A 22,492-nucleotide genomic window follows, 5' to 3' on the forward strand; every position below is an offset into this window, starting at 1 on the left:
ATTAAGCACACGTGTTATTCAGCGTCAACGTAGATGTTATCAACTTGTGATTGGAAATAATTATGACCTTAAAAAAGCCGCTGATGCGGGGGCCCACGGTGGCCGACGTCGCCCGACAAGCCGGGGTGTCGAAGGCTCAGGCGGCACGCGCGCTGGGCGGCTACGGGGCCGTGAGTGAAGAGGTGCAGGCCCGTGTCACCCAGGCGGCAGAAGCGCTGGGCTATCGGCCCAATGAGCTGGCGCGCAGTATGAACACCGGACGTTCCAACACCATTGCGGTGATTGTCGGCGATATCGAGAATCCGCATTTTGGTCTGGCGCTGCGCGGCATGGCGGATGTGGCGCGTCAGGCCGGGTTCCATCTGCTGCTGAGCAACAGCGATGAAACCGTTGAGGAGGAGCGCGAAGCGGTGCGCGTCATGCTGGATAAGCGGGTGGATGGCATCATTGTGGCCCCTTGTAGCTCGCTGGCGGCGGATAACGATCACCTGCATCAGGTCCTGGCTGAGGGCCGCGCGCTAATGACCTTTGACCGCGCGGTAGAAGGGCTGCCGGTGGAAACGATTCAGGCCAATTTTTTAAGCGTGGCGAAGCAGGCGACGCAGCAGTTGTTAAACGCCGGGCATCAGCGCATCGCCTATGTCTCCAGCATGCGCATCGCGCAGCCGTATTCTCACGGCCTGGCATTGGGGCCAACGCCGGTGGCGCAGCGAGTGCAGGGCATGATTGACGCGCATCAGGCTGTGGGTAGCGAACTGGACCCCGCCCTGGTGCGGCTCAATGCCACCAGCAATGACAGCATTGAGCAGATCCTCACCGCGCTGCTGGCGCTGGACGATCCGCCCACGGCGCTGATCGCCTCCGACAACCTGATTGCGATGGGCATGCTGCGCGGCTTGGCGAAACGGGGTCTGCGCGTGCCGCAAGACATCGCCTTTATGATGTACGACGATTTCCCGTGGACGGAACTGATGACGCCGCCGCTCACGGTGGTGGCGCAGCCGGTCTATGAAATGGGGCGGGAAGCGGCGCGCAGGCTGATCTGCCACATTCGTCAGCAATCGCCTGGGCCGTTGCCCGTTTTCGACAGCTGGCTGGTGGTGCGCGGCTCCCTCGGCGAAAACCGGCTTGCGGCGCGCTGAGCGCCGGAAACGGTGAGGAAGGCCGCGCGCGGCGGCTCAGGCCAGGGGCTGGGCGGTTTCATGCAGATGCTGCCACAAAATGTGTCCTGCGTCGTCGCAGGTTAGCACAGCGGTTGAAAAGCGCGGTATCGCCGGCTGGCCCGGCAGCTGCTGCCATTCCCGGTAAAATACGGTGGCGCCGTGCGCGTGCTCCGTTAACACCCGCGCCTCCGCGATGGCAATGTGCAGACCCGGCCGCGCACCGCGCTGCGCCTGAAAGAAGGTGCGCAGCGCGTCAAAATCAAGCAGGACACCCTGCGGCGTCACCATGCTAAAGGTTGGGCTAAAGCGCGCCAGCAGCGCATCGCACACCGCGTCATCGGCGTCGGCATCGCTCAGCCAGCGTTGAATCAGCACGTGCGCATCCCGCACTTCCTGTCGATAACGGTTCATTTTTTTTCCTGAGTTAAGGGCGAAATGCCGGGCGTGTTTGCCAAACGCATACAGCACAGCAGGGGGATTGCCGCGCTGCACGCGGCGAAGATAAAGCACAGACGATAGGCATGCGCCTGCGGCTGCCCGGTGAGGAGCAGAAGCGCAAATAGCAGGCTCATTAGCGTCACGCCGCCGCAAAAACTCAGCTGACGATTGATATTCCACAGGGCGCTGGCATCCGCCAGGTCGGCATCGGCAAGGTCAACAAATGCGGCGCTTTGCGCCGCGCTGCTCACCAGGCTGCCGCCAAAGCCCATCAGGGCGAAGGCCACGGCGCAGCGTATCGCCATCCCGTCGTGAGCCAGGGTGGCGAGCAACCCCATCCCTAGCGCCTGCGTCACGCAGCCTGCAAGAAACAGCGGACGCGGGCCCCCGCGGTTGAAGGTCTTGCCCGTTAGGCTAATTGCAACAAACGCGGCGGCGGCCCAAGGCAGCATCATGGCGCCGACCCACGTCGCACGCATTCCCAACGGGCCCTGCAAATAGAGCATGGCCAGCAGATTCACGCCGGTAAACACGCCAGGCACGCCGTGATACAGCAGCATGGCGGTGCGCAACCGCGGCGCGTTGAGCAGGCGCAGGTTAAGCAGCGGTGCCCGCGTCCTCAGACTATGCCGGATAAAGCCAGTGAGACAAAGTGCACCCGCCAGCAGGGTGGCCGCGCCCCGCGCAGCGGCGTGCGCCTCGCCCAGCCAGGTCAATCCCAGCAGCAGCAGGGTTAAGGCCGCGCAGCCGCTTACCAGGCCCACGCTATCCAGCGGCTCGGTGTTGGGCGTAGGCGGCTCCTGCTTGAGCCCGCAGCCCGCCAACGTAAACGTGAGCAGCGCCAGCGGCAGGCTAATCAAAAACACCCCGCGCCAGCCAAGATGCTCTACCAGCACGCCGCCCAGCGCGGGAGAGAGGGCCGGTGCCAGCAGCGCAACCAGCATCACCGCCGAGGATAATTTGGCGCGTTCGTGTGGGCGGAACAGGGCGTAGGTCAGCGTTTGGCCCAACGGGATCAGCAGGCCGCCGCCCATGCCCTGCAGTCCGCGCCAGACGATCAGCTGCGTGAGGGACGCGGAGGCGCCAACGCCGCAGGTAGCCAGCATAAACAGCGCCAGCGAGGCCATCAGCACGCGTTTCCCGCCAACGCGGCTTGCCAGCCAGCCGCTGATGGGGATCACCAGCGTCAGGCCCAGCATATACGCGTTGCTCACCCACGCCAGCTGGCTTAAGGGCGCGTTAAAGTGGCGACCGATATCCGGGTAAGCCACATTGGCGATAAACATGTTCACTAAATCAAGAAAGAAGCCGAGCAAATAGACGCTGGCCACCTGGACACGATAACGCATAAGCGTTCCCAACAAGCCGATCAGACGACGCAGTATAAGGCGGGCAAAAACGCAGATAAATCCAGCCGCAGCCGCTACACTGTCAAAAATTTTTTGACAATCGTTCATAGGAAGAGGGAAACGCTGTGCTTAATCTGCAGCGCATTGAGATCTTTATTGCGGTGGTGGACGCCGGGAGTTTTACCGGTGCCGCCCATACGCTTGGGCTGACCAAAGCGGTGGTAAGCGTGAACATTAAACAGCTCGAAGCGGAGCTGGCGGTGGCGCTGCTCACCCGCAGCACGCGCCGCGTCTCAGCAACAGAGGCGGGCGAACGCTTTTACCATCAAGGGCGAGGGCTGCTGCAGGATGCGGCGCGCGTGCTGGAAGAGGTGCGCGGCAATCACGCCGGATTACGCGGCTTGCTGCGTGTCACCACCACGCCGGAATATGGCGCTCGCGTGGTGGTGCCCGCGCTGGCCGCACTGCGCGCAGCGCATCCGCAGCTGCGCATCCAGCACGTCGCTTCTTCACAAAGTGACGATCTGATTTCCGGGCGTTTTGACCTGGCCATCCGCCTTGGGCAGCTGGCCGATTCCACGCACCACGCGAGACTGATTGACCAATTTGCGATTGTGCCGGTGGCGTCACCCGCCTATCTGCGTACCCATCCTGTGCGGCAGCTCGCCGATCTGGCAGAAGCGCAGTGGATTGCCCATAGCCGTTTAACCGCGCCGCTCAGCTGGCAAGTCACCACGCCCGCAGGCGAAACGGTCGCGTTTGAGGCGCAATCACCCGCCGCGATTGTGGCCGACAGCGCTGCATCTCTGCTGGCGTTTGCCCGGGCGGGAGCGGGCGTTGCGCTGCTGCCCGACTGGCTGGTGAACGAGGCGCTCGCCGAGGGGAAGCTGGTGGCGCTGCTGCCGGATCATGGCTTTCCCCGCCAGGGTATTTACGCGGTCTATCCCCACACGCGGCACGTCCCGGAAAAAGTGCGCACCGCCATCGATCTGCTGTGCGCGCGGCTGGCTCACGCGGCGTAGCGCGTTCACCGCGGGTGCGCAAAAAAATCCGGGCGCAGGCCCGGATCGTCTTAACCACGCCGGTTAGGGCGTAGGCGAGTGCGTGTGCAGCGGTTTACGCGCCACCAGCTTCCGCAGCGACACATAAAACACCGGCGTGAGGAACAGCCCGAACAGCGTGACGCCCAGCATGCCGGAGAACACGGTGATCCCGGTCACACCGCGCACTTCCGCGCCCGCGCCTTCGCCTAAGATCAGCGGCACGGTGCCGGCAATAAAGGCGATGGAGGTCATGACAATCGGCCGCAGACGCAGACGACAGGCTTCCAGCGCCGCCTCCACAATCCCTTTGCCCTGCATCTCCAGCTCACGCGCGAATTCAACAATCAGGATCGCGTTCTTACATGCCAGGCCCATCAGCACCACCAGCCCGACCTGCACAAACACGTTGTTATCGCCGCCGGTAAGCCACACGCCCACCAGCGCCGACAGCATCGTCACCGGCACAATCAGGATCACCGCCAGCGGCAACGTCCAGCTCTCATACAGCGCCGCCAGCACCAGGAAGGCCAGCAGCACCGCCACCGGGAACACAATAAAGGCGGTATTGCCCTGCGTGGCCTGCTGGTAGCTCAAGTCGGTCCACTCAATGTTCATGCCGTTGGGCAGCACCTGACCAGACATCGCTTCCAGCTTTTGCATGGCTTCCGCAGAAGAGAGCACGCGCGGGTCGGCATCGCCAATCAGGTCCGCCGCCGGATAGCCGTTGTAGCGGATCACCGGATCGGGCCCGTAGGTGGTGGTGATGTTGACCATGCTGCCAATCGGCACCATCTCGCCGCGATCGTTGCGGGTGCGCAGATTCGCAATGTCCTGCACTGTGCCGCGAAAATCGCCGTCCGCCTGCGCCATTACGCGCCATGTCCGTCCAAACTTATTGAAATCATTGACGTAAGCCGAGCCGAGATACACCTGCAGCGTACTGAACAGATCGGTCAACGACACGCCCTGCGCCTTGGCTTTATCGCGATCCACCTGCACGTCCAGCTGCGGAACGTTAGCCTGATACGACGAGATCGGGAACATCATGCCGGGGGTCTGCATCACCGCGCCGGACAGCGTATTGATGGCGGTTTGCAGCGCACCGTAGCCCAGCCCCGCGCGATCCTGCACGTAGAGCGAATAGCCGGACCCCTGACCTAAGCCCAGGATCGGCGGCGGCATAATAGAGAAGCCAAATCCCTGTTGAATTTTGGCGATTTTGGCATTCAGCTCGGCGTTGATGGCGACCGCGCTGCGCGTGCGTTCACTGAACGGCTTCAGGCCAAAGAACACCGTGCCGGTATTTGGCGTGTTGGTGAATTGCAGCGCATTCAGGCCAGGAAACGCCACCGCGTAGGCTACGCCCTCGGTATGCATGCCAATTTCACTCATCTGTCGGATCACCGCGTCGGTGCGGGCCAGCGAGGCGCCTTCCGGCATTTTCACGCCGCCAATCAGGTAGAGTTTGTCCTGGGTGGGAATAAACCCGCCCGGCACGGTATGGAACATCCATCCGGCCCCGGCCAACAGCAGCACATAGACACCAAACACCGCGCCGCGCCGCCGCAAGGTTTTCGCCACCATCGACTCATAGCCGCTGGCGCTGCGGTGGAAGAAGCGGTTGAAGCCGCGGAACAGCCAGCCCAGCAGATGATCGATAATGCGTGTAGGGCGGTCCTTGGGCGCGGCGTGATCTTTCAGCAGCATGGCGGCCAGCGCGGGCGACAGCGTCAGGGAGTTGATCGCCGAAATCACGGTGGAAATCGCGATGGTGACGGCAAACTGCTTATAGAACTGGCCGGTCACGCCCGACAGAAACGCCATTGGCACAAACACAGCGCACAAGACTAGCGCGATAGCGATAATCGGCCCGGACACTTCGCGCATCGCCTGATGCGCCGCATCACGCGGCGACAGGCCCAGCTCGATATTGCGTTCGACGTTTTCCACCACCACGATGGCGTCATCCACCACGATGCCTATCGCCAGCACCAGACCAAACAGGCTGAGGGTGTTGAGCGAGAAGCCCAGCAGATACAGCACGCTAAAGGTGCCCACTACCGACACCGGCACGGCCAGCAACGGGATGATCGACGCGCGCCAGGTTTGCAGGAACAAAATCACCACCAGCACCACCAGCACAATCGCTTCAAACAGCGTTTGCACCACGGCGTGGATCGAGTCGCGCACAAATACCGTGGGATCGTAAGGCGCGGCCCACTGCACATCCTCAGGGAAGCGGGTGGCCAGCTCGGTCATTTTGGCGCGCACCGCGTTAGAGAGATCGATGGCGTTGGCGCCCGGCGCCTGGAAGATACCGATGCCCACGGCGTCTTTATTGTTGAGCTGCGAGCGCAGCGCGTAGCTGCCCGAGCCCATCTCAATGCGCGCCACGTCACGCAGCCGCACCAGCGATCCATCATCGGCGGTTTTCAGAATGATGTTGCCAAATTCAGCTTCGCTCTCCAGTCGCCCTTGGGTGTTGATCGACAGCAGAAAATCGCTGGCTTTTTTCGTGGGTTCCGCGCCCAGTTGCCCGGCGGACACCTGCACGTTCTGCTCCTGCATCGCGCTGACCACATCGCCCGCGGTCAGGCCGCGCGCCGCGACTTTATTGGGATCGAGCCAGACGCGCATGGCGTACTCGCCGGCACCGAAGATCTGAATTTGACCGACGCCAGGCAGACGCGCCAGCTCATCTTTCACCTTCAGAGTGGCGTAGTTGCGCAAGTAGAGCGAGTCGTATTTGCCGTGCGGTGAGAACAGGTGCACCACCAGCGTCAGCGTAGGCGACATTTTCTGGGTGGTGAGACCCAGCTGGCGCACCGCTTCGGGCAAACGCGCTTCCGCCTGCGCCACGCGGTTCTGCACCTGCACCTGCGCCTGGTCCGGATCGGTCCCGGGGCGGAAGGTCACGGTGGTGACCAGCACGCCATCCGAGCCGGCGACCGATTTCATGTACATCATGTTTTCCACCCCGTTGATCGCCTCTTCAAGCGGCGTGGCCACGGAGTCGGCGATCACTTTGGGGTTGGCACCCGGATATTCGGCGCGCACCTGCACGCTGGGCGGCACCACGTTGGGGTACTCGCTGATCGGCAGCAGCGGAATGGCGATCAGGCCGGTGGTAAAGATCAAAATCGACAGCACCGCCGCGAAGATCGGTCGGTCGATAAAAAAGCGGGAAAAATCCATAACGGGCAGTCTCGATTGTTATTGAGCGGAGCGCATCGCCACCGGCTGCGCCTTCACCGGCATACCGGGCATAAACACTTTTTGCAGACCGTTGACGATCACGTTGTCACCCGGCTTCAGGCCGGATTGCACAATGCGCAGGCCGTTGGCTAAATCACCTACCTGAATGTCGCGGCGCTGGGCTTTCCCTTCGCCATCTATGACGTAAACGTATTTACGATCCTGATCGGTCAAGACGGCTTTGTCGTCCACCAGCAGGGCGGTGAAGTCGGCGCTGCCCGGCAGGCGGACGCGGGCAAACAATCCCGGCGTAAACTGTCGCTGCGCGTTATCCAGCGTGGCGCGCATGCGAATGGTGCCGGTGCTGGCGGTCAACTGGTTATCAAGGAAATCCACGCTGCCGCGGTGCGGATAGCCGCGTTCACCGGTGAGGCCGACTTCCACCGGCAGCGCACCGCGCTGCTGCCCCTGACGCGCCATTGCCTGGTACTGCAAATAGGTGGCTTCATCGACATCGAAATAGACAAAGATCTTATCAAGCGACACCAGGGTGGTCAGCACGCTGGCGCTGTCGCCGGCGGAGACCAGGTTGCCGGTGGTGATCAGCGCGCGGCTGGCGCGGCCGTCAATCGGCGCGGTGACGCGGGTAAAACTCAGGTTGAGCTGTGCCATGTCCACCGCCGCCTGCGCCGACTGGACGTTAGCCTGCGCCTGACTGGCGGCAGAGCGACGCTGTTCCCACGCCTCGCGCGAGACCAGGTTGGTGCCAATCAGCTTGTCGGTGCGCGCCGCTTCGCTGCGCGCCAGCGCTGCCTGGCTGCGTGCGTTGTTCAGCGCGGCCTGCGCTTGCTCCAGCGTGGCGCGATAGGTGCGGTCGTCGATGGTAAACAGCACCTGACCTTTTTTAACCTCGTCGCCTTCGCGGTAATTGACCTTGTCGATATAGCCCGACACGCGCGGGCGCAGCTGCACGCTCTCCACGGCGTCAAATCGCCCGTTGAAGCTATCCCAGCGGCTGACCTTCTGCTCGACGACCTGCGCGACGCTGACCTCGGGCGGCGGCGGCGGGGCGCTTTGTGCCTCCCCGCGATCGCAGCCGGCGAGCAGGCTTCCCAGCAAGATCGCGCCTGACAGGCTGAGCGCCTGACGAACCCCATTTGTTTGCAGATGCATTGTTGTTATTCCGCGTTGGTGTGAAAAGAGATGTACGAAAAATCTGCAACTTTTAAGATTGCATTTAAACGCGAGGAGTGTAGGCTTGTGCGAACTGCATCTGCAAGAATATCTGATACACTTTACGTGCGGTTTTGATCCTCGCCTGGGCGGGCAGCAGAAAGTCCCTACTGCGAGTGCGGCATTTAATGCAATAATAAAACTTGCATTAAATGGCATAGTCAGTCACCCTTAAAGTGTAACTGCAACTGATACTGATACTTTTCGCTACGGCGATGGGAGAGAATGGGATGATGAGCGACGCATTTATGCACGATCTAATCGACTGGATTGATAACAATATCGAAGCCCGCCTGGATCTGGACACGGTGGCTGACCGCGCCGGTTACTCCAAGTGGCACCTGCAGCGCATGTTCAAAGAGCACACCGGTCATCCGCTGGGCGAGTACATTCGCGCGAAAAAGCTGAAGAAATCAGCGGATCGCCTGACCACCACCAATGAGCCCATTCTGAACGTGGCCATTTCGCTGGGGTTTGATTCGCAGCAGTCGTTTAACCGCAGCTTTAAACGACAGTATGGTGTGGCGCCGGGCGCATGGCGCCGTCATGCCGCGCACGCCCCCCGCGCTGTGCAGTAACCCCGCCGCCAGGGCCAGCCTTGCTGGCCCGCGTTTTTCCCCTCGTAAACCTGCTATCATCGTCGCCTCTGTGTTGAGGATGTCACGATGTCGAAAAAACGCTGGCTAGGTCTGCTGTTGGCGCTGATAGCCACCTGGGCCGGGCTGAAACCCCATTTAGGCTCACACGCGCCCGTTCATCCTGGCGCCCTTGCATCCTTTACCGAGCCGCACGCCGTTGCGCGCTGGATTACGCTGCACCATCAGCTGCCCGAGGGCTATATCACCAAAAGCCAGGCGCGTCGTCAGGGATGGGATCCGGCCAAAGGCAATCTGTGTGAGGTGCTGCCGGGGCGCGCTATTGGCGGCGATCGCTTTAGCAACCGCGAACACCGTCTGCCGATGCAGGCGGGGCGGCAGTGGTATGAAGCCGATGTGAATTACGACTGCGGACGGCGCGACGCCGACCGGCTGCTCTACTCGTCCGATGGGCTCATCTTCCTCACCACCGATCACTACCGCAGTTTTCAGCCAGTAAACGCACGGCCTTGACGATACCCGCGCACGCGTTGAGGTGCGCAATGGGCGTGGCGCCGCGCCAACGTGCACGCGACGCTTAGTGTGAAGGAGCTTACGCGTGCAGCGGCAGGATCAGCATGGTCAATGTTTGACGGGCGCTGGCGGGCAAATCGCCGCCGCCGGTGTAGCCATTGTTCTCAACAATCACCGAGTTTAACCCCACCAGCCAGTCATAGATGTAATAGGCCGTGTGATTCGCGGGTGCCGCCGACAGGCGCGTCAGACGCTGCCCGGCAGAGAAATTGACGCTCGGCGCGGGCGGCCGGGCAAAAATCGGTTGTCCACGGTTTACCCGGCTCTCGGGACGCTCGCTTTCCGGACGCTGTAAAAAGCCCAGCCAGGCAACAAAATCGCCCAGTACCGTCATCGCGCGTGACACTTGACGATCGGTACGCGCGTCGTGGGCGCTGGCCTGCGCATCCGGTTCGTTGAGCGCCTGCTGCAATTTTTGCAGCACGTTAAGGCGGAAACTGGCGGTGATCAACTCCTCAACCAGCAGCTCCAGGGTGGGTTTATCCACATTCAGCAGCGCCAGCAGGCTGCGGCTCTCCGGCAGCTGGCGCAGATGCTCAAGCCACAGGGAAAACACCTGCTGCGGGAACTGCTGATCGCGCTGGCCACCGCCGTGGCGTGGCTCCGCGGGCGCTACCGGCTGGTCGTTGAACAGGTCAAACTCAAAGCCGATGCCAAAATAGCTCTCTTCCGCCGCTGCGGGACTTTTGCTGCTGGAGAGGGCGGCGCTGCCGCTGCTCAGCCACAGCTGGCGCACCGCTTCGCGAGACGGCTGCAGCCGTTCGAGCAGTTCGCCGTGCAGGCCGGTGCGGTGTTGCAGGCATTTTAGTAAGGTGTCAGCGATGATTTGCTTGCGCGCGGCCTGTTCGGGCGTCGCGCTGGCTTCGGTCCACGGTTGCAGGCGCGCCACCAATTTTTGCTGCAGGCTGCTTAACTGCTGCGCCAGCCGATCGCGCCTGGCCTCGGGCTGCATCTCGTCCTGCAGCCAGGCCCCCATGCGATCCACGCCCGCGCGATCCAGCGCCAGCATCGACCCCCACGTCTGTCCCGGCTGACCCAGCTGACGCTGTACCGCTTCGTCCACGTTGATCTGCTGATGACGCGCGTCGTGCGGCGTGATAGCCCAAATCAGGCGCGGTTTTTCACCGCCGTTGGGGATGCTCTGATGCAGATGCCACTCGCGCAAGGCGCTGGCGGCCCTCTCTGCATCTTGACGCTGGCTGGCTGCGGTGCAAATCAGCATCAAATCGATGCCCTGACGCGCGGCGTAAAAACCGGGCAGCAGGGCGCGTTTCTGTTCCAGCAGCGTGGCGCGCAGCGGATCGCGCCGCTGCAAGGCGGCACGGTCCTGCTGGTGTTCCGCATCGGCAGGCGTGCCGGGCGCGGGCAGCTCCAGCATATCCGCATCGTCATACAACGCCTGACGCGGCGTGGAGCCGAGCGGAATGGTGATCTCCAGCGTCAGCAGGGCCAGCCAGCCCAGCGGCACCGCCTGCGGTTTACTGATGCGGTTGGCCACCACCGGACAGACTTCAATCATCTCCTGCAGGTCGGCCTCGCTGCCGATCAGCTTTTCGGCGGGCAGCGCGGTGTCATCCACCAGCAAACTGAGCGGCGCCAGCAGGCGCGGTGCCTGACGCAGCTGGTGACGCAGATGCATCAGCTGACGCAGGCTTTCGCTCAGCGCACGCTGGTTAGGCCACAGCAGCGCAAAAAGCTGTACGCGATCGTCCACGCTCAGCCACGGTGCCAGCTCCACCGCCTGCGGCCAAAAGTGCCGATCCAGGACGTCGGCATGGCGGTGCTGGCGGCGGCTCCAGGCCCACAGCGTGATCAGCGCATCGCTGTCCAGACCGGGCTGCACCCCCTCCTGGCGATGGCGCTGCAGGCGCTGGATGGCGGCATCCATAGTGGCCGTATCCGGCTGCGCGTCAACGGTGGCGCTGGCCAGCATCAGACGCAGCAGTTCGGCATCGCTGAGCAGCGTCATCTCTACAGGCCAAGCGCTGGATTGCGCCTCGCGGAGATGGCTGAAGCGCGTGGCGGTGGCAAAGTCGAGGTTGCCGGGATTGATTTGCTGAAAGTAGTTAACACTCTTGTCGCCCAGCTGGGCCAAAAGCTGCCCTTGCGCATCGCCGACCATTTCGCTGAGCAGCCAGGCTTTTCCCGCCTGTGACTGACCAAACAGCGCCAGCGTCACCGGACGCGCCAGCTGACGTGCCAGCGCATGGCTCTCCACGCGCGCGCGACGCAGCTGGAGGCGCAGCGTATCCGCCTCCAGCGCCAGGCGCGGGGCGTGTGCCTGATGGGTGTCAATCCAACCCAGCGCGCTGTCGAGGGTTTCCTGCATCAGGCTCAGACGCTTTGCCGGGGTGGCGGCGGTATTTTTCTTGGCCGTTCTCATCGTTTACAGACGCTCCCGCTGTCGATCCAATATTGGGCGTTGGCATTGCCGGTAGCCGACAGCGTATTCAATTTCAAACTTAACTGCGACAGCGGCACGCGCGTACCGTCGTCCAGTCGGGCATCGCTCAGCACCAGCCGCTCAGGGCCGGCATGGTCTGGGCCGGGCTCGACCGCCAGCTTAATGCGCAGCACGCTTTCGCCCGCCACTTTACGCGCCAGCTGCGGATCGGTGATGCTCAGGCTATACAGCGGCGACGCGGGCCAGCGATCGTTGTCGAGCTGGCGGAAGCCCAGGCAGACGTTGCCGCGAATGCGGAAGCTGCTTTTGCGATCCAGCGCAAAGCTCTCGCTGTCGAGGTCAATTTCGCTGTAGCACAAATTATCGTCGCTCAACGTGGCGGTCTCATCCAGCACGCCAAGATAGCGGATCGTGGAGTAGGGTTCAAAGTCCCCGGCGCGGAACCAGAAGCTGCTCAGACGCAGATCCAGCGCCAGCAGGCACAACATCGCGCCCACGGCGGCGGTGGATTTGGGATTATCAATGCGGCCCAGTTTGTTAAAGGGATACCAGTCGCTGGTGTGATAGCCCTCCAGCGACAGGATGCGGCTGCCAGGCAGCGGCTGCAGATGACGCACCAGCGCCTGGACGCCCGGGAAGCGCGACGGGCGCCCGGTAAGCAGCAGCACATCGCACTGATAGAGCGATACCACTTCACACATGGCGCGCAGCGCCGGGATGATCGCCATGCGGTGCTGCAAGAATTCGCCATGTAGCTGCGCCATGCTCACCACCAGCGGCACCTCCAGCAGGTCAAAGCGCGTGGTGCCGCCGAGGGTGCGCTGAATCTCGCCGTTAACAAATGCCAGCACGCTGCTGGCCGGTTTCTGCGGCACCAGTTCGCCAAACAGCGCATTGATCTCGCTGTGGCTGTCGAGCGGGTCCCACGTCTCGTAGCGCTCAAGCACCGCTTGCGCCAGGGGAATAAACAGCTGCAGCGTCACCTGTTGGCGCAGTGTGGCCTGACCGTCCATACGGCTGTCATGGCCAAACAGTTTGTTCATTAGCGGCTCGGCCAGCGTCAGTCCGGCCTTTTGCAGGCTCTGCTGCAGCGCCGGTAAAATCCACAGTTGGATCACGTCCAGCAGAATGTCATCGCCCGCGACTTTAAAGCCTTCGCGGAACAGCAGGCGCGGCGTGATTTTCACGTTGTTGCCCTGACCGTCATCCAAACGGTAGTGGGTGATGGCTAAGTCCGTGGTGCCGCCGCCGATATCAATGGAGGCAATACGCAGGCTCTTGCCCGCGAGCTCATCCGCGTCGCGCGGGCGATCGGGACGCGCCATGCTGCTAAAGAAATCTTCTGCGCGACCGGCAAAATTCACCTGCGTTTCGTTAAACAGCCATACCATCTGACCGCAGGTGGCTTCATCCCACTCCATTTGCACATCCGGCACGGGGCGGCGGCTTGTCGCCTGCTCCTCCGGCGTGAAAGGCGTCTCCGCAGGATGCCAACCTTCGGCTTTCCACACCAAAGCGATCGCTTCCTGCATACGGCGACGGAAAATCTCGCGCTCGGGCTTCGGCATGGCGGAAGGCAGCGTCAGGATCACATGGCGCAGCTGGCGTGGGGCCTGGCTCTGCGGCATGCGCGCGCGCTGCGCGGCGCTGTTCATCTGCATCATTGCCTGCGCCAGCAGTTCACACAGCATAAAAGTCATCAGCGAACTACGGCTGTAGCTGGCGGAAAACACCGGCAGGCGCTCGTCGGCGGGCAGCGCGTGCAGCGGCTGACCTTCATCGTTCAGTAACAGGGTAAAGGGCAGCGCGGTGGCAGCGGGTTCGTCGCTGCTGCCGCTGGCGTTGAAACGCCAGCCCGGCTGATAGCGGGCTTCATCCCACAAATAGCGGCGCGGGCTGGAGAGCCCGGTGCTGCCTTCGGTGCCGGCGCGCTGCAGCGCCAGGCGGCTGGCTTCGCGGCCAACGCGCGTGAGCGAGGGCCACATAAAGGCATTTTCCCGGCCGCTCTCCAGCGAAAAATTGGCTTTGCCAAAGCGCGGTTCGGCAAATTCCACGCGGCTGTCAAACAGCTCGTTATAGACTTTGTGCGGCTCAGAGAGATCGCGCAGCTGCAGCTCATAGGTTTGACGCAGCCCGTTGCTCTCTTCGGCATGATCTTCCACCAAAATACCGCAGGTGTGTGAGTTACCGACGTCCAGAATGATATCGACGTTGACCGCTGGGGTTTGCAGTGACGTGGCCTGAATCACGATCTCGGCCAGATCGAGCTGTTCGCCCAGCAGCTCCAGAATATTCAGGTAGTGGGCCTGATACTCAAATTCCCGCAGCGCCTGGTTGATTGCCTGCTCGCGGCGCGATTCCAGCGCGGTCACTTGCTGAGCAAACGTTTCGCGCAGCCAGCCGTCAACCCACGTGTGATCAAGAAATTCGCCCAGCTCATAGTTATGCCAGGCCAGCGCGAAGCTCACGCCGTTTTGTGCATCCGCCTTGCTCAAGCCGTGCTGCTCACCGCCGTCTTGCTCCGCCACCAGGCGCGTATCAAAGGCGAGGGTGATGCGGTGCGTGTTGCCTGCGGCATCCGGCTGTGACAGCGGTGCCAGGTGCAGCCGCGCCCAGTTATCCGGGCCGCCAATAAAGCGGCGGCCGCTGGTGCAGCGCAGCACCGGCAGGGGCAGCCACTGGTGCGCCAGCAGCGTCAGCGAATCGGCAAGGGCGATATCCGATTCGGGGCGCACCACTTCCGCTGCGCCACCGTCTTCCGGGTAGAGCAGGAACTTTCCGCTGTTGCCATCAACGTGCAGGCGCAGCAGCGGGCCGTTGGCGGTCTGGCGCACAAACTGGCGACGCGCCTGAAGCGCCGGTAAGCGCAGGCCAAAATCGAGAAACTGCACGCCGCTGTCTTCAATCAGCGTGATTTTCTGTTTGTCATCGATGAGGGGTGCCAACATGGTTACTTACTCTCACGCTTAATCGTCAACGGGAAGACCTGATCGGCGCCGTACTGCGCCGTACAACTGGCGATACCGTCGCCAGCCTTGCACACCAATTCCGGCATGCGGTAGCGCGACTTGTCGCTGCAGGTGGCGGTATAGCGGCTGCGTACCACCATGGTGCCTTCCACGGTCATGGCGGCGGTCACATCCGCTTTACAGCGAATATTATCGCCTTGGGTGATCATGGCGGTGCCTTTGCCGTTGCGCAGCTGGTAGCGCAGGCTCGGTGGCTTACCGGTGGGGAGATTAGTCTGACGCAGCACCACGCGCCAGGTGCCGTTGATAAATTTCACCGAGCCAATGCGGGCATCATCGGCGGTCATCACCAGGTCGTCCGGTTTGGCCGGTTCGGTGTGCTCCGCCACGATTGCTGCAGGCGACGCGGGAGGCGTTACCGGCGTCGCCGCGGCCGTTGCCGTCGCGATAACGCTGGCCGGTTTTTGCGGCAGGGTGGCGGCCAGTTTGCTTACCGGTGGCAGTGTGACAGCGCGCGCGGGCACGCTCTGCTGTGCCGCTGGCGACGGCGATGGCGGGGCAGACGTCGGGGCCTGATGCAGCCACCAGGCCACACCGGCGGCGACGGCGGCGGCGACCGGCAGTAACAGCAGCAGCGGACGCGCAGGGTGCGGTCGCGGTGCATGGGTGGCTTGCGGTAACGGTTCCGGCACCAATGCGGGCGTTTCCGGTTCGGGCGCGGGCTCAGGCTCAGGCTGCGGTTCAGGCGCGGGCGCGGCAGCGGCCGGCGGGATCTCAATCAGTGGTGCAATGATCGGCGCGACGCTGATAGGGGCCGGGATCGGCGCGGCTGGCTCAGCGAGCAGCGGCGGTAGCGCCTCCTCCAGGGTGTCGCGCAGGCAGGCTAGCGCATCATCACGCGTGCGCGCCTGCGGATCCACAAACCCCCAAAAGGTGATCACCGGTTTGCCATTGACCAGATAGACATATTGCTGATCCGGGAATTGCAGCGTTTTGCCCAACAGCGCGCCAAACAGCCGCATGGCGGGGTTGTCCGCTTCGCGTGCGCGCAGACTCAGGGCCAGTAAATCTTCCTGGTTGAGGCTCAGCAGCGCCAGCGCGTCGCGGCGCTCGTGGTCGCTGCCCGCCAGCCAGGATTTCACTTTGCCCTGAAACGGCGCATACCAGTCAAGGCGGTCACCGCGCTCGTTAGCCTGCGGAATAGCCAGACACTCGGCGAGCCCAGTGTGGCCGCGTAAGCGCAGCGTTTCACGGATTTGCAGCGCAGAGCTCCAGACGGGCTGACCGTTTTCACCCAGTGCCAGTAATGCGTCCAGATTGCCGCTACGCAGAAAAGTTTTTGCCACTCGTTGGCCCTTATCGGTGGTTATCGGAGGTGTGTGATTGGCGATAAAAGTGATCTTAAGCCAAATGCGCACCGATCAAACGGTGGATAAAAGGGGGAAAACAGGGCGTTTTTCCCGCCGTCGCGCAAAGCTGTTGAAATTTTAGCCGCGTCCACGCGGGTTAGATAGCTGCTGTACCAGCATACCGGCTACCAATCCCCAGAACGCCGAACCTACGCCCAGCAGGCTAATACCGCTGGCCGTGAGGAGAAAGGCGATCAGTGCGCTGTCGCGGTGGGTGCTATCTTCCAGCGCCCGCTGCAGACTTGTTGCAAGCGTACCCAACAGCGCCAGGCCCGCCAGCGTGGCAATCAAAACCGGCGGCAAGGCGGTAAGCAGCAAGGCGAGCAGCGCGCCGGTGAAACCCGTGATGAGATAGAACACGCCAGCAATCGCGGTCGCCATCCAGCGGCGCGCGGGGTTGGGGTCCACATCGTCTCCCATGCACACTGCGGCGGAGATCGCCGCAACGCACACGGAAAAGCCGCCAAACGGCGACAGCAGCAGGGCGACGAAGCCGGTCCAACCGGTCAGCGCCGACACTGGCGGCTGATAACCGTGCGCCTGCAAGGTGGCAATGCCCGGCGCATTCTGTGACGCCATCGTCACCAGAAAGTAGGGCACGCCCACGCCCAGCAGCGCTGCCACATTGAAGTGCGGCATAATAAAGTCAGGCACACTCAGCGCTGGCACCTGCGCCGGTAGGTGAATAGCGTGCTGGCCCAGCGCCACCACGATGCCCACCAGCAGCGCCAGCAGGATGGCAAAGCGCGGCAGCCGCCGCCGACTCAGCAGCCACGTCAAAATCATGCTGCCACACAGCGCGGCGTGGGTCTCCAGGCCGGTAAAGGTATGAAGACCAAAGCGCAGCAGGATACCCGCCAGCATGGCCGCCGCGAGCGACGGTGGGATTACGCGCATGAGCCGCGCGAAGAGGCCGGTGATGCCGCTCAGCACAATCAGGGCGTTTGTCGCCACAAAGATGCCGATCACCTCGTTGAGGGTGAAGCCCTGAACGCTGGTGGCCAGCAGTGCGGCACCTGGCGTTGACCAGGCGGCGAGCACCGGCATTCGGGTCCACAGCGACAGTCCCAGCGAGGTAATGCCCATGGCAATGCCCAGCATTGACAGCCAGCCGCCGATTTGCACGGGCGTGGCGCCTGCGGCCTCTGCGGCTTGGTAGATGATGGCCGCGCTGCTGCTGTAGCCAATAAGCACGGCAACAAAACCCGACATCACCAAAGGAAATACGCGCGCAGGGCGCGCCAGGGAAGGCATCATACTCAACATCTCGCTGTGCGTTATAGCGCACATTGTGGCACGTGTATGTTATAGCGCACAAGTGCTACACTGGGCGTCATTCAGTCAGGAGCGTGCATGGAACAGTTGCATCATTATCTCAGTCAGGCATTAAAACAGCTGCGGCAGGCCAACGGCTGGAGTTTAACACTGGCCGCTGAGCGCACCGGGGTCAGTAAAGCGATGCTTGGGCAGATTGAGCGCGGCGAATCCAGTCCCACCGTGGCGACGCTATGGAAAATCGCCACCGGCTTCAATGTGCCGTTCTCTTTTTTTGTGCATGACGTCAATCGCGCGTCGGGTGATGCAGTGGCGTTTTGCCAATCGAACGCGCAGATGCAGGTTAAACCGCTGCTGCCGTTCGATCCGGCGCTGCGTTTTGATCTGCTGGAAGTGACGCTGGCGGGCGGCGCGCAAAGCCACTCCTCCGCACATGAGCGTGGCGTGATTGAGCAGGTGGTGGTGCTGGAGGGGGAGCTGTTGCTGGGGCTGGCGGAAACCTGGCGGCGGCTTCAGGTTGGCGAAGCCTGGCAGTTCGCCGCGGATAAACCGCACAGTTACCGCAATCCCCTTGCGACGCCGCTGCGCTTTCACAGTCTGATTCATTATCTTCCTCGCGCGTGAGCGTAATTACATTTTGATACCAAGGCTCACTGTCGTGTTTGCTTTGTGATTCCTATACTTACGCGCTGCATTCTCACCCCAAATTTTGAGAGGAAACACCATGGCATTAACCACGCTAGACGCTAAAACCGCCCTGATTGTGATTGATCTGCAGCACGGCATTGTGCGCCTGCCGGTCGCGCCATTGGCCGCCGACGTTGTGATCGCGCGCGCCGCGCAGCTGGTTGAGCAGTTCCGCGCGGCGTCACTGCCGGTGGCGCTGGTGAATGTGGCGGGCGGCGCACCGGGCCGTAACGAGCAGGCGCGTCACGCCGGGGAATTGCCCGCCGACTGGGCGCTGCTGGTACCGGAAATGATGCCTCAGCCGGGCGACATTACCGTCACCAAAAAAACCTGGGGCGCGTTTCTCAATACCGATCTGCATGAACAGCTGCAGCAGCGTGGCGTCACCCAAGTGGTGATTTGCGGGATCGCCACCAGCATTGGTGTGGAATCCACGGCGCGTGAGGCGTATGCGTTGGGTTACAACGTCACATTGGCCACCGATGCCATGACCTGCCTTGACGGCATGACCCACACCAACAGCGTCGAGCGCATTTTCCCGCGCCTCGGCGAAATCGGCACCACCCATGATATCTTAGCGCTGTTGGCTGCGCAGTAACGCGCATCGGCCGTCATACCCTGCGCAGACGCGCAGGGTATTAACGCTTTACAGGAAGGAATACCCCAACGTCAGGCCCAGGCTGTAATTGCGCCCGGGCGCCGGTTCGTAATAGCGTCCGTTACTCTCGTTGACAATCACCGAGCCCACGTAGCGGCGATCCAACAGGTTATCAACGCGACCAAACAGATCCACCGTCCAGTTCTGCACCTGCCATTTATACCCGCTGTTCACGCTCACCACCGTATAGGCGGGCGCGCGGACGCTATTCCGATCGTCGGCGGCAATATCGCTCAGGTAGCGTACATCGGCACCCGCATACCAGCCTTGCTCTGGGGCATAAGTCAGACCGGCATACGCCATATTGCGGGCAATGCCCGGAATACGTTTGCCGTCGCAGCTTTCACCGTCACAGGCGTTGCTGCGATAGCGCGCGTCCAGCAATGTCCACGCGGCTTTCACGTGCCAGTCGTAGCCGAAGGTTTGATCCAGTCCCAGCTCCAGCCCGCGTCGGCGCGTATCGCCGGCGTTTTTATAGCGGGTGCGCCCTTCTGAGGAGCCGGCGGAGACGATCTCGTTCTGGGTATCGGTCTGGAACAGCGCGGCGCTCAACAGGCCGTTGCCGATGCGCTTTTTACTGCCTATTTCAAGCGTATCGCTGGTGGCAGGCTGCAAATCGAGGTTGAGGCCATGCTGGTCATTTGCCCGATACGACAGCTCGTTCAGCGTCGGGGTCTCGAAACCGCGTCCGGCGGACACGTAGGCGTTCCAGCTGTCGTCAATGGCGTAGTTAAGCGCCGCCGCGGGCAGCCAGCGGTGGTAGCGGCGGTTGCCGCTGTCATCGGGGGCGTCTGCGGTAATGTAATGGTCGTTGGCGTCGAAATTCACCGTGCTGAAGCGCACGCCCGCGTCCAGCGTCCACGCCTGGCTCAGCTGCCAATGACTTTGTAAGTAGGGATCAAGGTTCCAAATCAGGTTACGTTCATCGCGGCGCGTGTCGCCTTTGACGCCCAGTTCGTCACCGATGAAATTCTGATAGCCTTTGCGGTTTTCAGTCAGGGTTTCGTAGTCGAGCCCGCCGGTTAGCGTCACCGGCAGCGTGAACCACGTATCACGGTGTGTCCAGCGGGTATCGATGCCTTGATAGTGGCGCGCCAGCGCAATTACGCCGCCTGCGTTACCCGGCTTGAGCTGGGCCGCTTTGGGGATCGACTGGTACTGCGTAGTTTCACGTTCGCCCGCGTAGAGCATCACGCTGAGATCGTCGTTGAGACCCATCTGCCGCTGGTAGCGCAAGCCCGCCTGCGTCTGGTCAACGGTTTTACGCGCGTTATACAGCGCCACATTGGTGGCGACCTGGCGCGGATTGTCGCGCCACTGCGCCGCCGTTAAGCCGCCGGGATCTTGCGCCTCAAGATGGACGCTGTTAAACAGCAGCGTGAGGGTGCTGACGTCATCAATACGCACGCCCAGTTTGGCGTTGCCGAGGTTTTTTTGCGCGCGGCTGTGATCGCGATAGCCGTGCGTGGTAAAGCGTGAGGCGGAAACGGTGTAGTTCACATCGCCCGGGTGGCTGCCGTCGCCGGTAGCACCGCTGGCTTTCAGGCTGTTACGCCAACTGCCATAGCTGCTAAACCCGCTGCTGGCTTCCAGCGTCGGCGGTTGCTGTCCGGTTTGCGTCTCGACGTTGATCACGCCGCCGGAAGCGTTGCCGTAGAGCGCAGAGAAAGGGCCGCGCAGCACATCAATATGATCAATTGACCCAATATCGATATTGGACGTCTGCCCCTGGCCGTCGGGCATGGTGGCGGGGATACCATCGACGTAAAGGCGCATGCCGCGCACGCCAAACGTGGAGCGGGCGCCAAAGCCGCGCACCGAAAGTTGCAAATCTTGCGCGTAGTTTTGGCGGTTTCAAATCCTTAGTTCATTATATGCCACTATCGTTCAGTTAATGCCAGTAATGTACATATGCAATTGATTTTAAACATTAAAAATGTTCAATGATTGTCAGGTGCATCCACCTATGTATATTTATACACACCTGTGTACAATGGTCATTAAGTACAGATTGAGTCATGAAAACTAATGGTGAGTACATAATGGGTATTAGCGATACCAAATTACGCGGACTTCACGGAAAGCCTTACAAAGGGCCTACGGAAATCACCGATGCAGATGGGCTAGGGGTAAGGATTACTCCCAAGGGCATTGTTAGCTTTCAATACCGATACAGAATGAATGGTAGTCAACACAGGCTTGGGATAGGACGTTACCCATTAGTTTCCCTGCGCGATGCACGCATAAAGGTTGGCGAGTACAAAGAACTTATTGCGCAGGGTATAGATCCAAAACACCAGCAAACTGTCAAAATTAAGAAGCCCACTGTGCATGAATGTATTAAATATTGGTATGACAATTATGTTCTTCAATCTTTGAGAAAGAGTACCGCTGAAGTATATGAGCGCATAGTACTTAATGAAATGGAAAAGTATTTTTTGGGAGTTCCAATAGAACACATTCCAGTCAGCACCTGGGTGGATTTTTTCACAGAACAGGAGCGGGCAAATCCGCTAAAAGCTCGCAAGCTTCTGGTCCATCTTCGTGGAGCCGTAGCATGGTGTGAAAGACGACACTTCATTGATAGTTCTTCTCTTCTCCGACTCAATCCCAAGGAGTTTGGCAGAGCACCAAAAACAGGTGATACAGTTCTTACCTATCGTCAATTGGCAAAAATCTGGCTGGAAAACGAGAGTTCTAATGCCACCTACTCCAGTAAGCTGCTTATCAAAGGCCTCATCCTTTATGGATCACGAAACAGTGAGTTAAGAGAGTCAACAAAGGAAGAGTTTGATTTTGAGGAGGGAATCTGGACGCTGCCTTCAATCCGCAGCAAAACTGACAAAATTATAAGAAGACCAATCTTTAAGCAGATTCAGCCTTTATTGAAAGAGGCTATTGATTCTGGCGATGGTCTGTTGTTCCACGGAGCCTTCGAAAAAGGAACTCCTTTTAGCATAGGTTCCTCAACAAGATACGTTCGTTTCCTGCGCGATAAGCTTAATTTTGGCAATTTTACGGCGCACGATTTTCGAAGAACCATGGCAACGCGTTTAGCTGAAGAGGGAATTGCGCCCCATGTCATCGAGAAAATGCTGGGGCACGATCTTGGCGGAGTGCTAACAGTTTATAACAAACATGATTGGTTAGCTGAACAGCGGGTGGCTTATGAGTTGTATGCTGACAAAATTTTCGAGCAGATAAAAATCATCTCTGATTAACGCCACCATTAAGAATCCACTTTTCCACTTCTGCCAGTAGGTATTGCTTGGGGCGATTCCTAACTGGCTTTGGGAAAGAAAAATTCAAAACGTAATTCCGCATGGTCGTTCTTGAAGTTACTCCAATTTTCATCATCGCTTCCATTTCGGTAATCATCACGATATTAGCCATTTTTTGCCTCCGATATCTATTTCATCTGATGACATCGCACCAGAAACAAACAACATATCTTTCGAACTATTAGGGTTTAATATTTCGGAATTATGTCGTCATGACTG

General features: G+C 60.6%; 16 protein-coding genes and 1 pseudogene. 7 read left to right on the forward strand and 10 right to left on the reverse strand.

What is annotated here, in order from left to right; all coding sequences use genetic code 11:
- Nucleotides 1-62 precede the first annotated feature (62 nt).
- Nucleotides 63-1,142, forward strand: coding sequence for a LacI family DNA-binding transcriptional regulator (locus LU196_RS12915; RefSeq protein WP_232757440.1), 1,080 nt, complete (start codon nt 63-65; stop codon nt 1,140-1,142).
- 36 nt (nt 1,143-1,178) lie between these two features.
- Here LU196_RS12915 and LU196_RS12920 read toward each other — a convergent pair whose 3' ends face one another.
- Both LU196_RS12920 and LU196_RS12925 read right to left on the reverse strand, forming a co-directional pair.
- On the reverse strand, nt 1,179-1,574 hold the full coding sequence (locus LU196_RS12920) for a DUF4440 domain-containing protein (protein ID WP_232757439.1): 396 nt from the start codon (nt 1,572-1,574) through the stop codon (nt 1,179-1,181).
- Complete coding sequence (locus LU196_RS12925) at nt 1,571-2,950, reverse strand: MFS transporter (RefSeq protein ID WP_232757438.1); 1,380 nt, start codon at nt 2,948-2,950, stop codon at nt 1,571-1,573. Before LU196_RS12925 ends, LU196_RS12920 begins: the two co-directional genes overlap by 4 nt.
- Nucleotides 2,951-3,075: 125 nt before the next feature.
- Here LU196_RS12925 and LU196_RS12930 point away from each other — a divergent pair, with 125 nt between their 5' ends.
- A complete protein-coding gene (locus tag LU196_RS12930) occupies nt 3,076-3,972 on the forward strand; it encodes a LysR family transcriptional regulator (protein WP_232757437.1) in 897 nt (298 codons plus the stop codon).
- 63 nt (nt 3,973-4,035) lie between these two features.
- On the opposite strand, the gene oqxB is transcribed toward LU196_RS12930, so the two are convergent.
- Entirely contained in the window at nt 4,036-7,188 is a 3,153-nt protein-coding gene (gene oqxB / locus LU196_RS12935; protein ID WP_232757436.1) for a multidrug efflux RND transporter permease subunit OqxB, read from the reverse strand.
- A gap of 18 nt (nt 7,189-7,206) precedes the next feature.
- Entirely contained in the window at nt 7,207-8,361 is a 1,155-nt protein-coding gene (locus LU196_RS12940; protein ID WP_232757435.1) for an efflux RND transporter periplasmic adaptor subunit, read from the reverse strand.
- 290 nt (nt 8,362-8,651) lie between these two features.
- Here LU196_RS12940 and LU196_RS12945 point away from each other — a divergent pair, with 290 nt between their 5' ends.
- Together LU196_RS12945 and LU196_RS12950 are read left to right on the forward strand one after the other, a co-directional pair.
- The gene (locus LU196_RS12945; protein ID WP_232757434.1) at nt 8,652-8,999 is read left to right on the forward strand and encodes a helix-turn-helix domain-containing protein; all 348 of its coding nucleotides are present in this window, start codon (nt 8,652-8,654) and stop codon (nt 8,997-8,999) included.
- An 87-nt stretch (nt 9,000-9,086) separates the two neighbouring features.
- Nucleotides 9,087-9,530: a ribonuclease domain-containing protein gene (locus LU196_RS12950; RefSeq protein ID WP_232757433.1), complete on the forward strand. Its 444-nt coding sequence runs from the start codon at nt 9,087-9,089 to the stop codon at nt 9,528-9,530.
- Nucleotides 9,531-9,609: 79 nt separating this feature from the next.
- Here LU196_RS12950 and LU196_RS12955 read toward each other — a convergent pair whose 3' ends face one another.
- The 4 genes from LU196_RS12955 to LU196_RS12970 form a co-directional block, all read right to left on the reverse strand.
- Nucleotides 9,610-11,973, reverse strand: coding sequence for a virulence factor SrfC family protein (locus tag LU196_RS12955; RefSeq protein WP_232757432.1), 2,364 nt, complete (start codon nt 11,971-11,973; stop codon nt 9,610-9,612).
- Nucleotides 11,970-14,942, reverse strand: coding sequence for a virulence factor SrfB (locus LU196_RS12960; protein WP_232757431.1), 2,973 nt, complete (start codon nt 14,940-14,942; stop codon nt 11,970-11,972). Before LU196_RS12960 ends, LU196_RS12955 begins: the two co-directional genes overlap by 4 nt.
- 2 nt (nt 14,943-14,944) lie before the next feature.
- Nucleotides 14,945-16,309 carry an SrfA family protein gene (locus LU196_RS12965; protein ID WP_232757430.1) on the reverse strand — a complete coding sequence of 455 codons (1,365 nt, stop codon included), beginning with the start codon at nt 16,307-16,309 and terminating at the stop codon, nt 14,945-14,947.
- A 141-nt stretch (nt 16,310-16,450) separates the two neighbouring features.
- Complete coding sequence (locus LU196_RS12970) at nt 16,451-17,629, reverse strand: benzoate/H(+) symporter BenE family transporter (RefSeq protein WP_304622736.1); 1,179 nt, start codon at nt 17,627-17,629, stop codon at nt 16,451-16,453.
- Nucleotides 17,630-17,725: 96 nt separating this feature from the next.
- Here LU196_RS12970 and LU196_RS12975 point away from each other — a divergent pair, with 96 nt between their 5' ends.
- Nucleotides 17,726-18,271: a helix-turn-helix domain-containing protein gene (locus tag LU196_RS12975; RefSeq protein ID WP_232757429.1), complete on the forward strand. Its 546-nt coding sequence runs from the start codon at nt 17,726-17,728 to the stop codon at nt 18,269-18,271.
- A gap of 100 nt (nt 18,272-18,371) precedes the next feature.
- Nucleotides 18,372-18,932 carry an isochorismatase family protein gene (locus tag LU196_RS12980; protein WP_232757428.1) on the forward strand — a complete coding sequence of 187 codons (561 nt, stop codon included), beginning with the start codon at nt 18,372-18,374 and terminating at the stop codon, nt 18,930-18,932.
- 48 nt (nt 18,933-18,980) lie between these two features.
- Here LU196_RS12980 and LU196_RS12985 read toward each other — a convergent pair.
- A pseudogene (locus LU196_RS12985) lies at nt 18,981-20,846 on the reverse strand (TonB-dependent receptor domain-containing protein); the annotation flags it as partial.
- A 188-nt stretch (nt 20,847-21,034) separates the two neighbouring features.
- On the opposite strand from LU196_RS12985, the gene LU196_RS12990 reads away from it, so the two are divergent.
- A complete protein-coding gene (locus LU196_RS12990) occupies nt 21,035-22,213 on the forward strand; it encodes a site-specific integrase (RefSeq protein WP_232758218.1) in 1,179 nt (392 codons plus the stop codon).
- Here LU196_RS12990 and LU196_RS12995 read toward each other — a convergent pair.
- On the reverse strand, nt 22,200-22,385 hold the full coding sequence (locus tag LU196_RS12995; protein WP_232757427.1) for an AlpA family transcriptional regulator: 186 nt from the start codon (nt 22,383-22,385) through the stop codon (nt 22,200-22,202). The genes LU196_RS12990 and LU196_RS12995 overlap by 14 nt on opposite strands.
- Between the last annotated feature and the right edge of the window lie 107 nt (nt 22,386-22,492).

Origin of the sequence: Pantoea sp. Mb-10 (genome assembly GCF_021272205.1) — a bacterium.
Classification (GTDB): domain Bacteria; phylum Pseudomonadota; class Gammaproteobacteria; order Enterobacterales; family Enterobacteriaceae; genus Pantoea.

Excerpts from the sequence above, each read along its gene's own strand:
- LU196_RS12915 (WP_232757440.1), top strand. The coding sequence starts at position 63 with ATGACCTTAAAAAAGCCGCTGATGCGGGGGCCCACGGTGGCCGACGTC.
- LU196_RS12920 (WP_232757439.1), bottom strand. The coding sequence starts at position 1,574 with ATGAACCGTTATCGACAGGAAGTGCGGGATGCGCACGTGCTGATTCAA.
- LU196_RS12925 (WP_232757438.1), bottom strand. The coding sequence starts at position 2,950 with ATGCGTTATCGTGTCCAGGTGGCCAGCGTCTATTTGCTCGGCTTCTTT.
- oqxB (WP_232757436.1), bottom strand. The coding sequence starts at position 7,188 with ATGGATTTTTCCCGCTTTTTTATCGACCGACCGATCTTCGCGGCGGTG.
- LU196_RS12940 (WP_232757435.1), bottom strand. The coding sequence starts at position 8,361 with ATGCATCTGCAAACAAATGGGGTTCGTCAGGCGCTCAGCCTGTCAGGC.
- LU196_RS12945 (WP_232757434.1), top strand. The coding sequence starts at position 8,652 with ATGATGAGCGACGCATTTATGCACGATCTAATCGACTGGATTGATAAC.
- LU196_RS12950 (WP_232757433.1), top strand. The coding sequence starts at position 9,087 with ATGTCGAAAAAACGCTGGCTAGGTCTGCTGTTGGCGCTGATAGCCACC.
- LU196_RS12955 (WP_232757432.1), bottom strand. The coding sequence starts at position 11,973 with ATGAGAACGGCCAAGAAAAATACCGCCGCCACCCCGGCAAAGCGTCTG.
- LU196_RS12960 (WP_232757431.1), bottom strand. The coding sequence starts at position 14,942 with ATGTTGGCACCCCTCATCGATGACAAACAGAAAATCACGCTGATTGAA.
- LU196_RS12970 (WP_304622736.1), bottom strand. The coding sequence starts at position 17,629 with ATGATGCCTTCCCTGGCGCGCCCTGCGCGCGTATTTCCTTTGGTGATG.
- LU196_RS12975 (WP_232757429.1), top strand. The coding sequence starts at position 17,726 with ATGGAACAGTTGCATCATTATCTCAGTCAGGCATTAAAACAGCTGCGG.
- LU196_RS12980 (WP_232757428.1), top strand. The coding sequence starts at position 18,372 with ATGGCATTAACCACGCTAGACGCTAAAACCGCCCTGATTGTGATTGAT.
- LU196_RS12990 (WP_232758218.1), top strand. The coding sequence starts at position 21,035 with ATGGGTATTAGCGATACCAAATTACGCGGACTTCACGGAAAGCCTTAC.
- LU196_RS12995 (WP_232757427.1), bottom strand. The coding sequence starts at position 22,385 with ATGGCTAATATCGTGATGATTACCGAAATGGAAGCGATGATGAAAATT.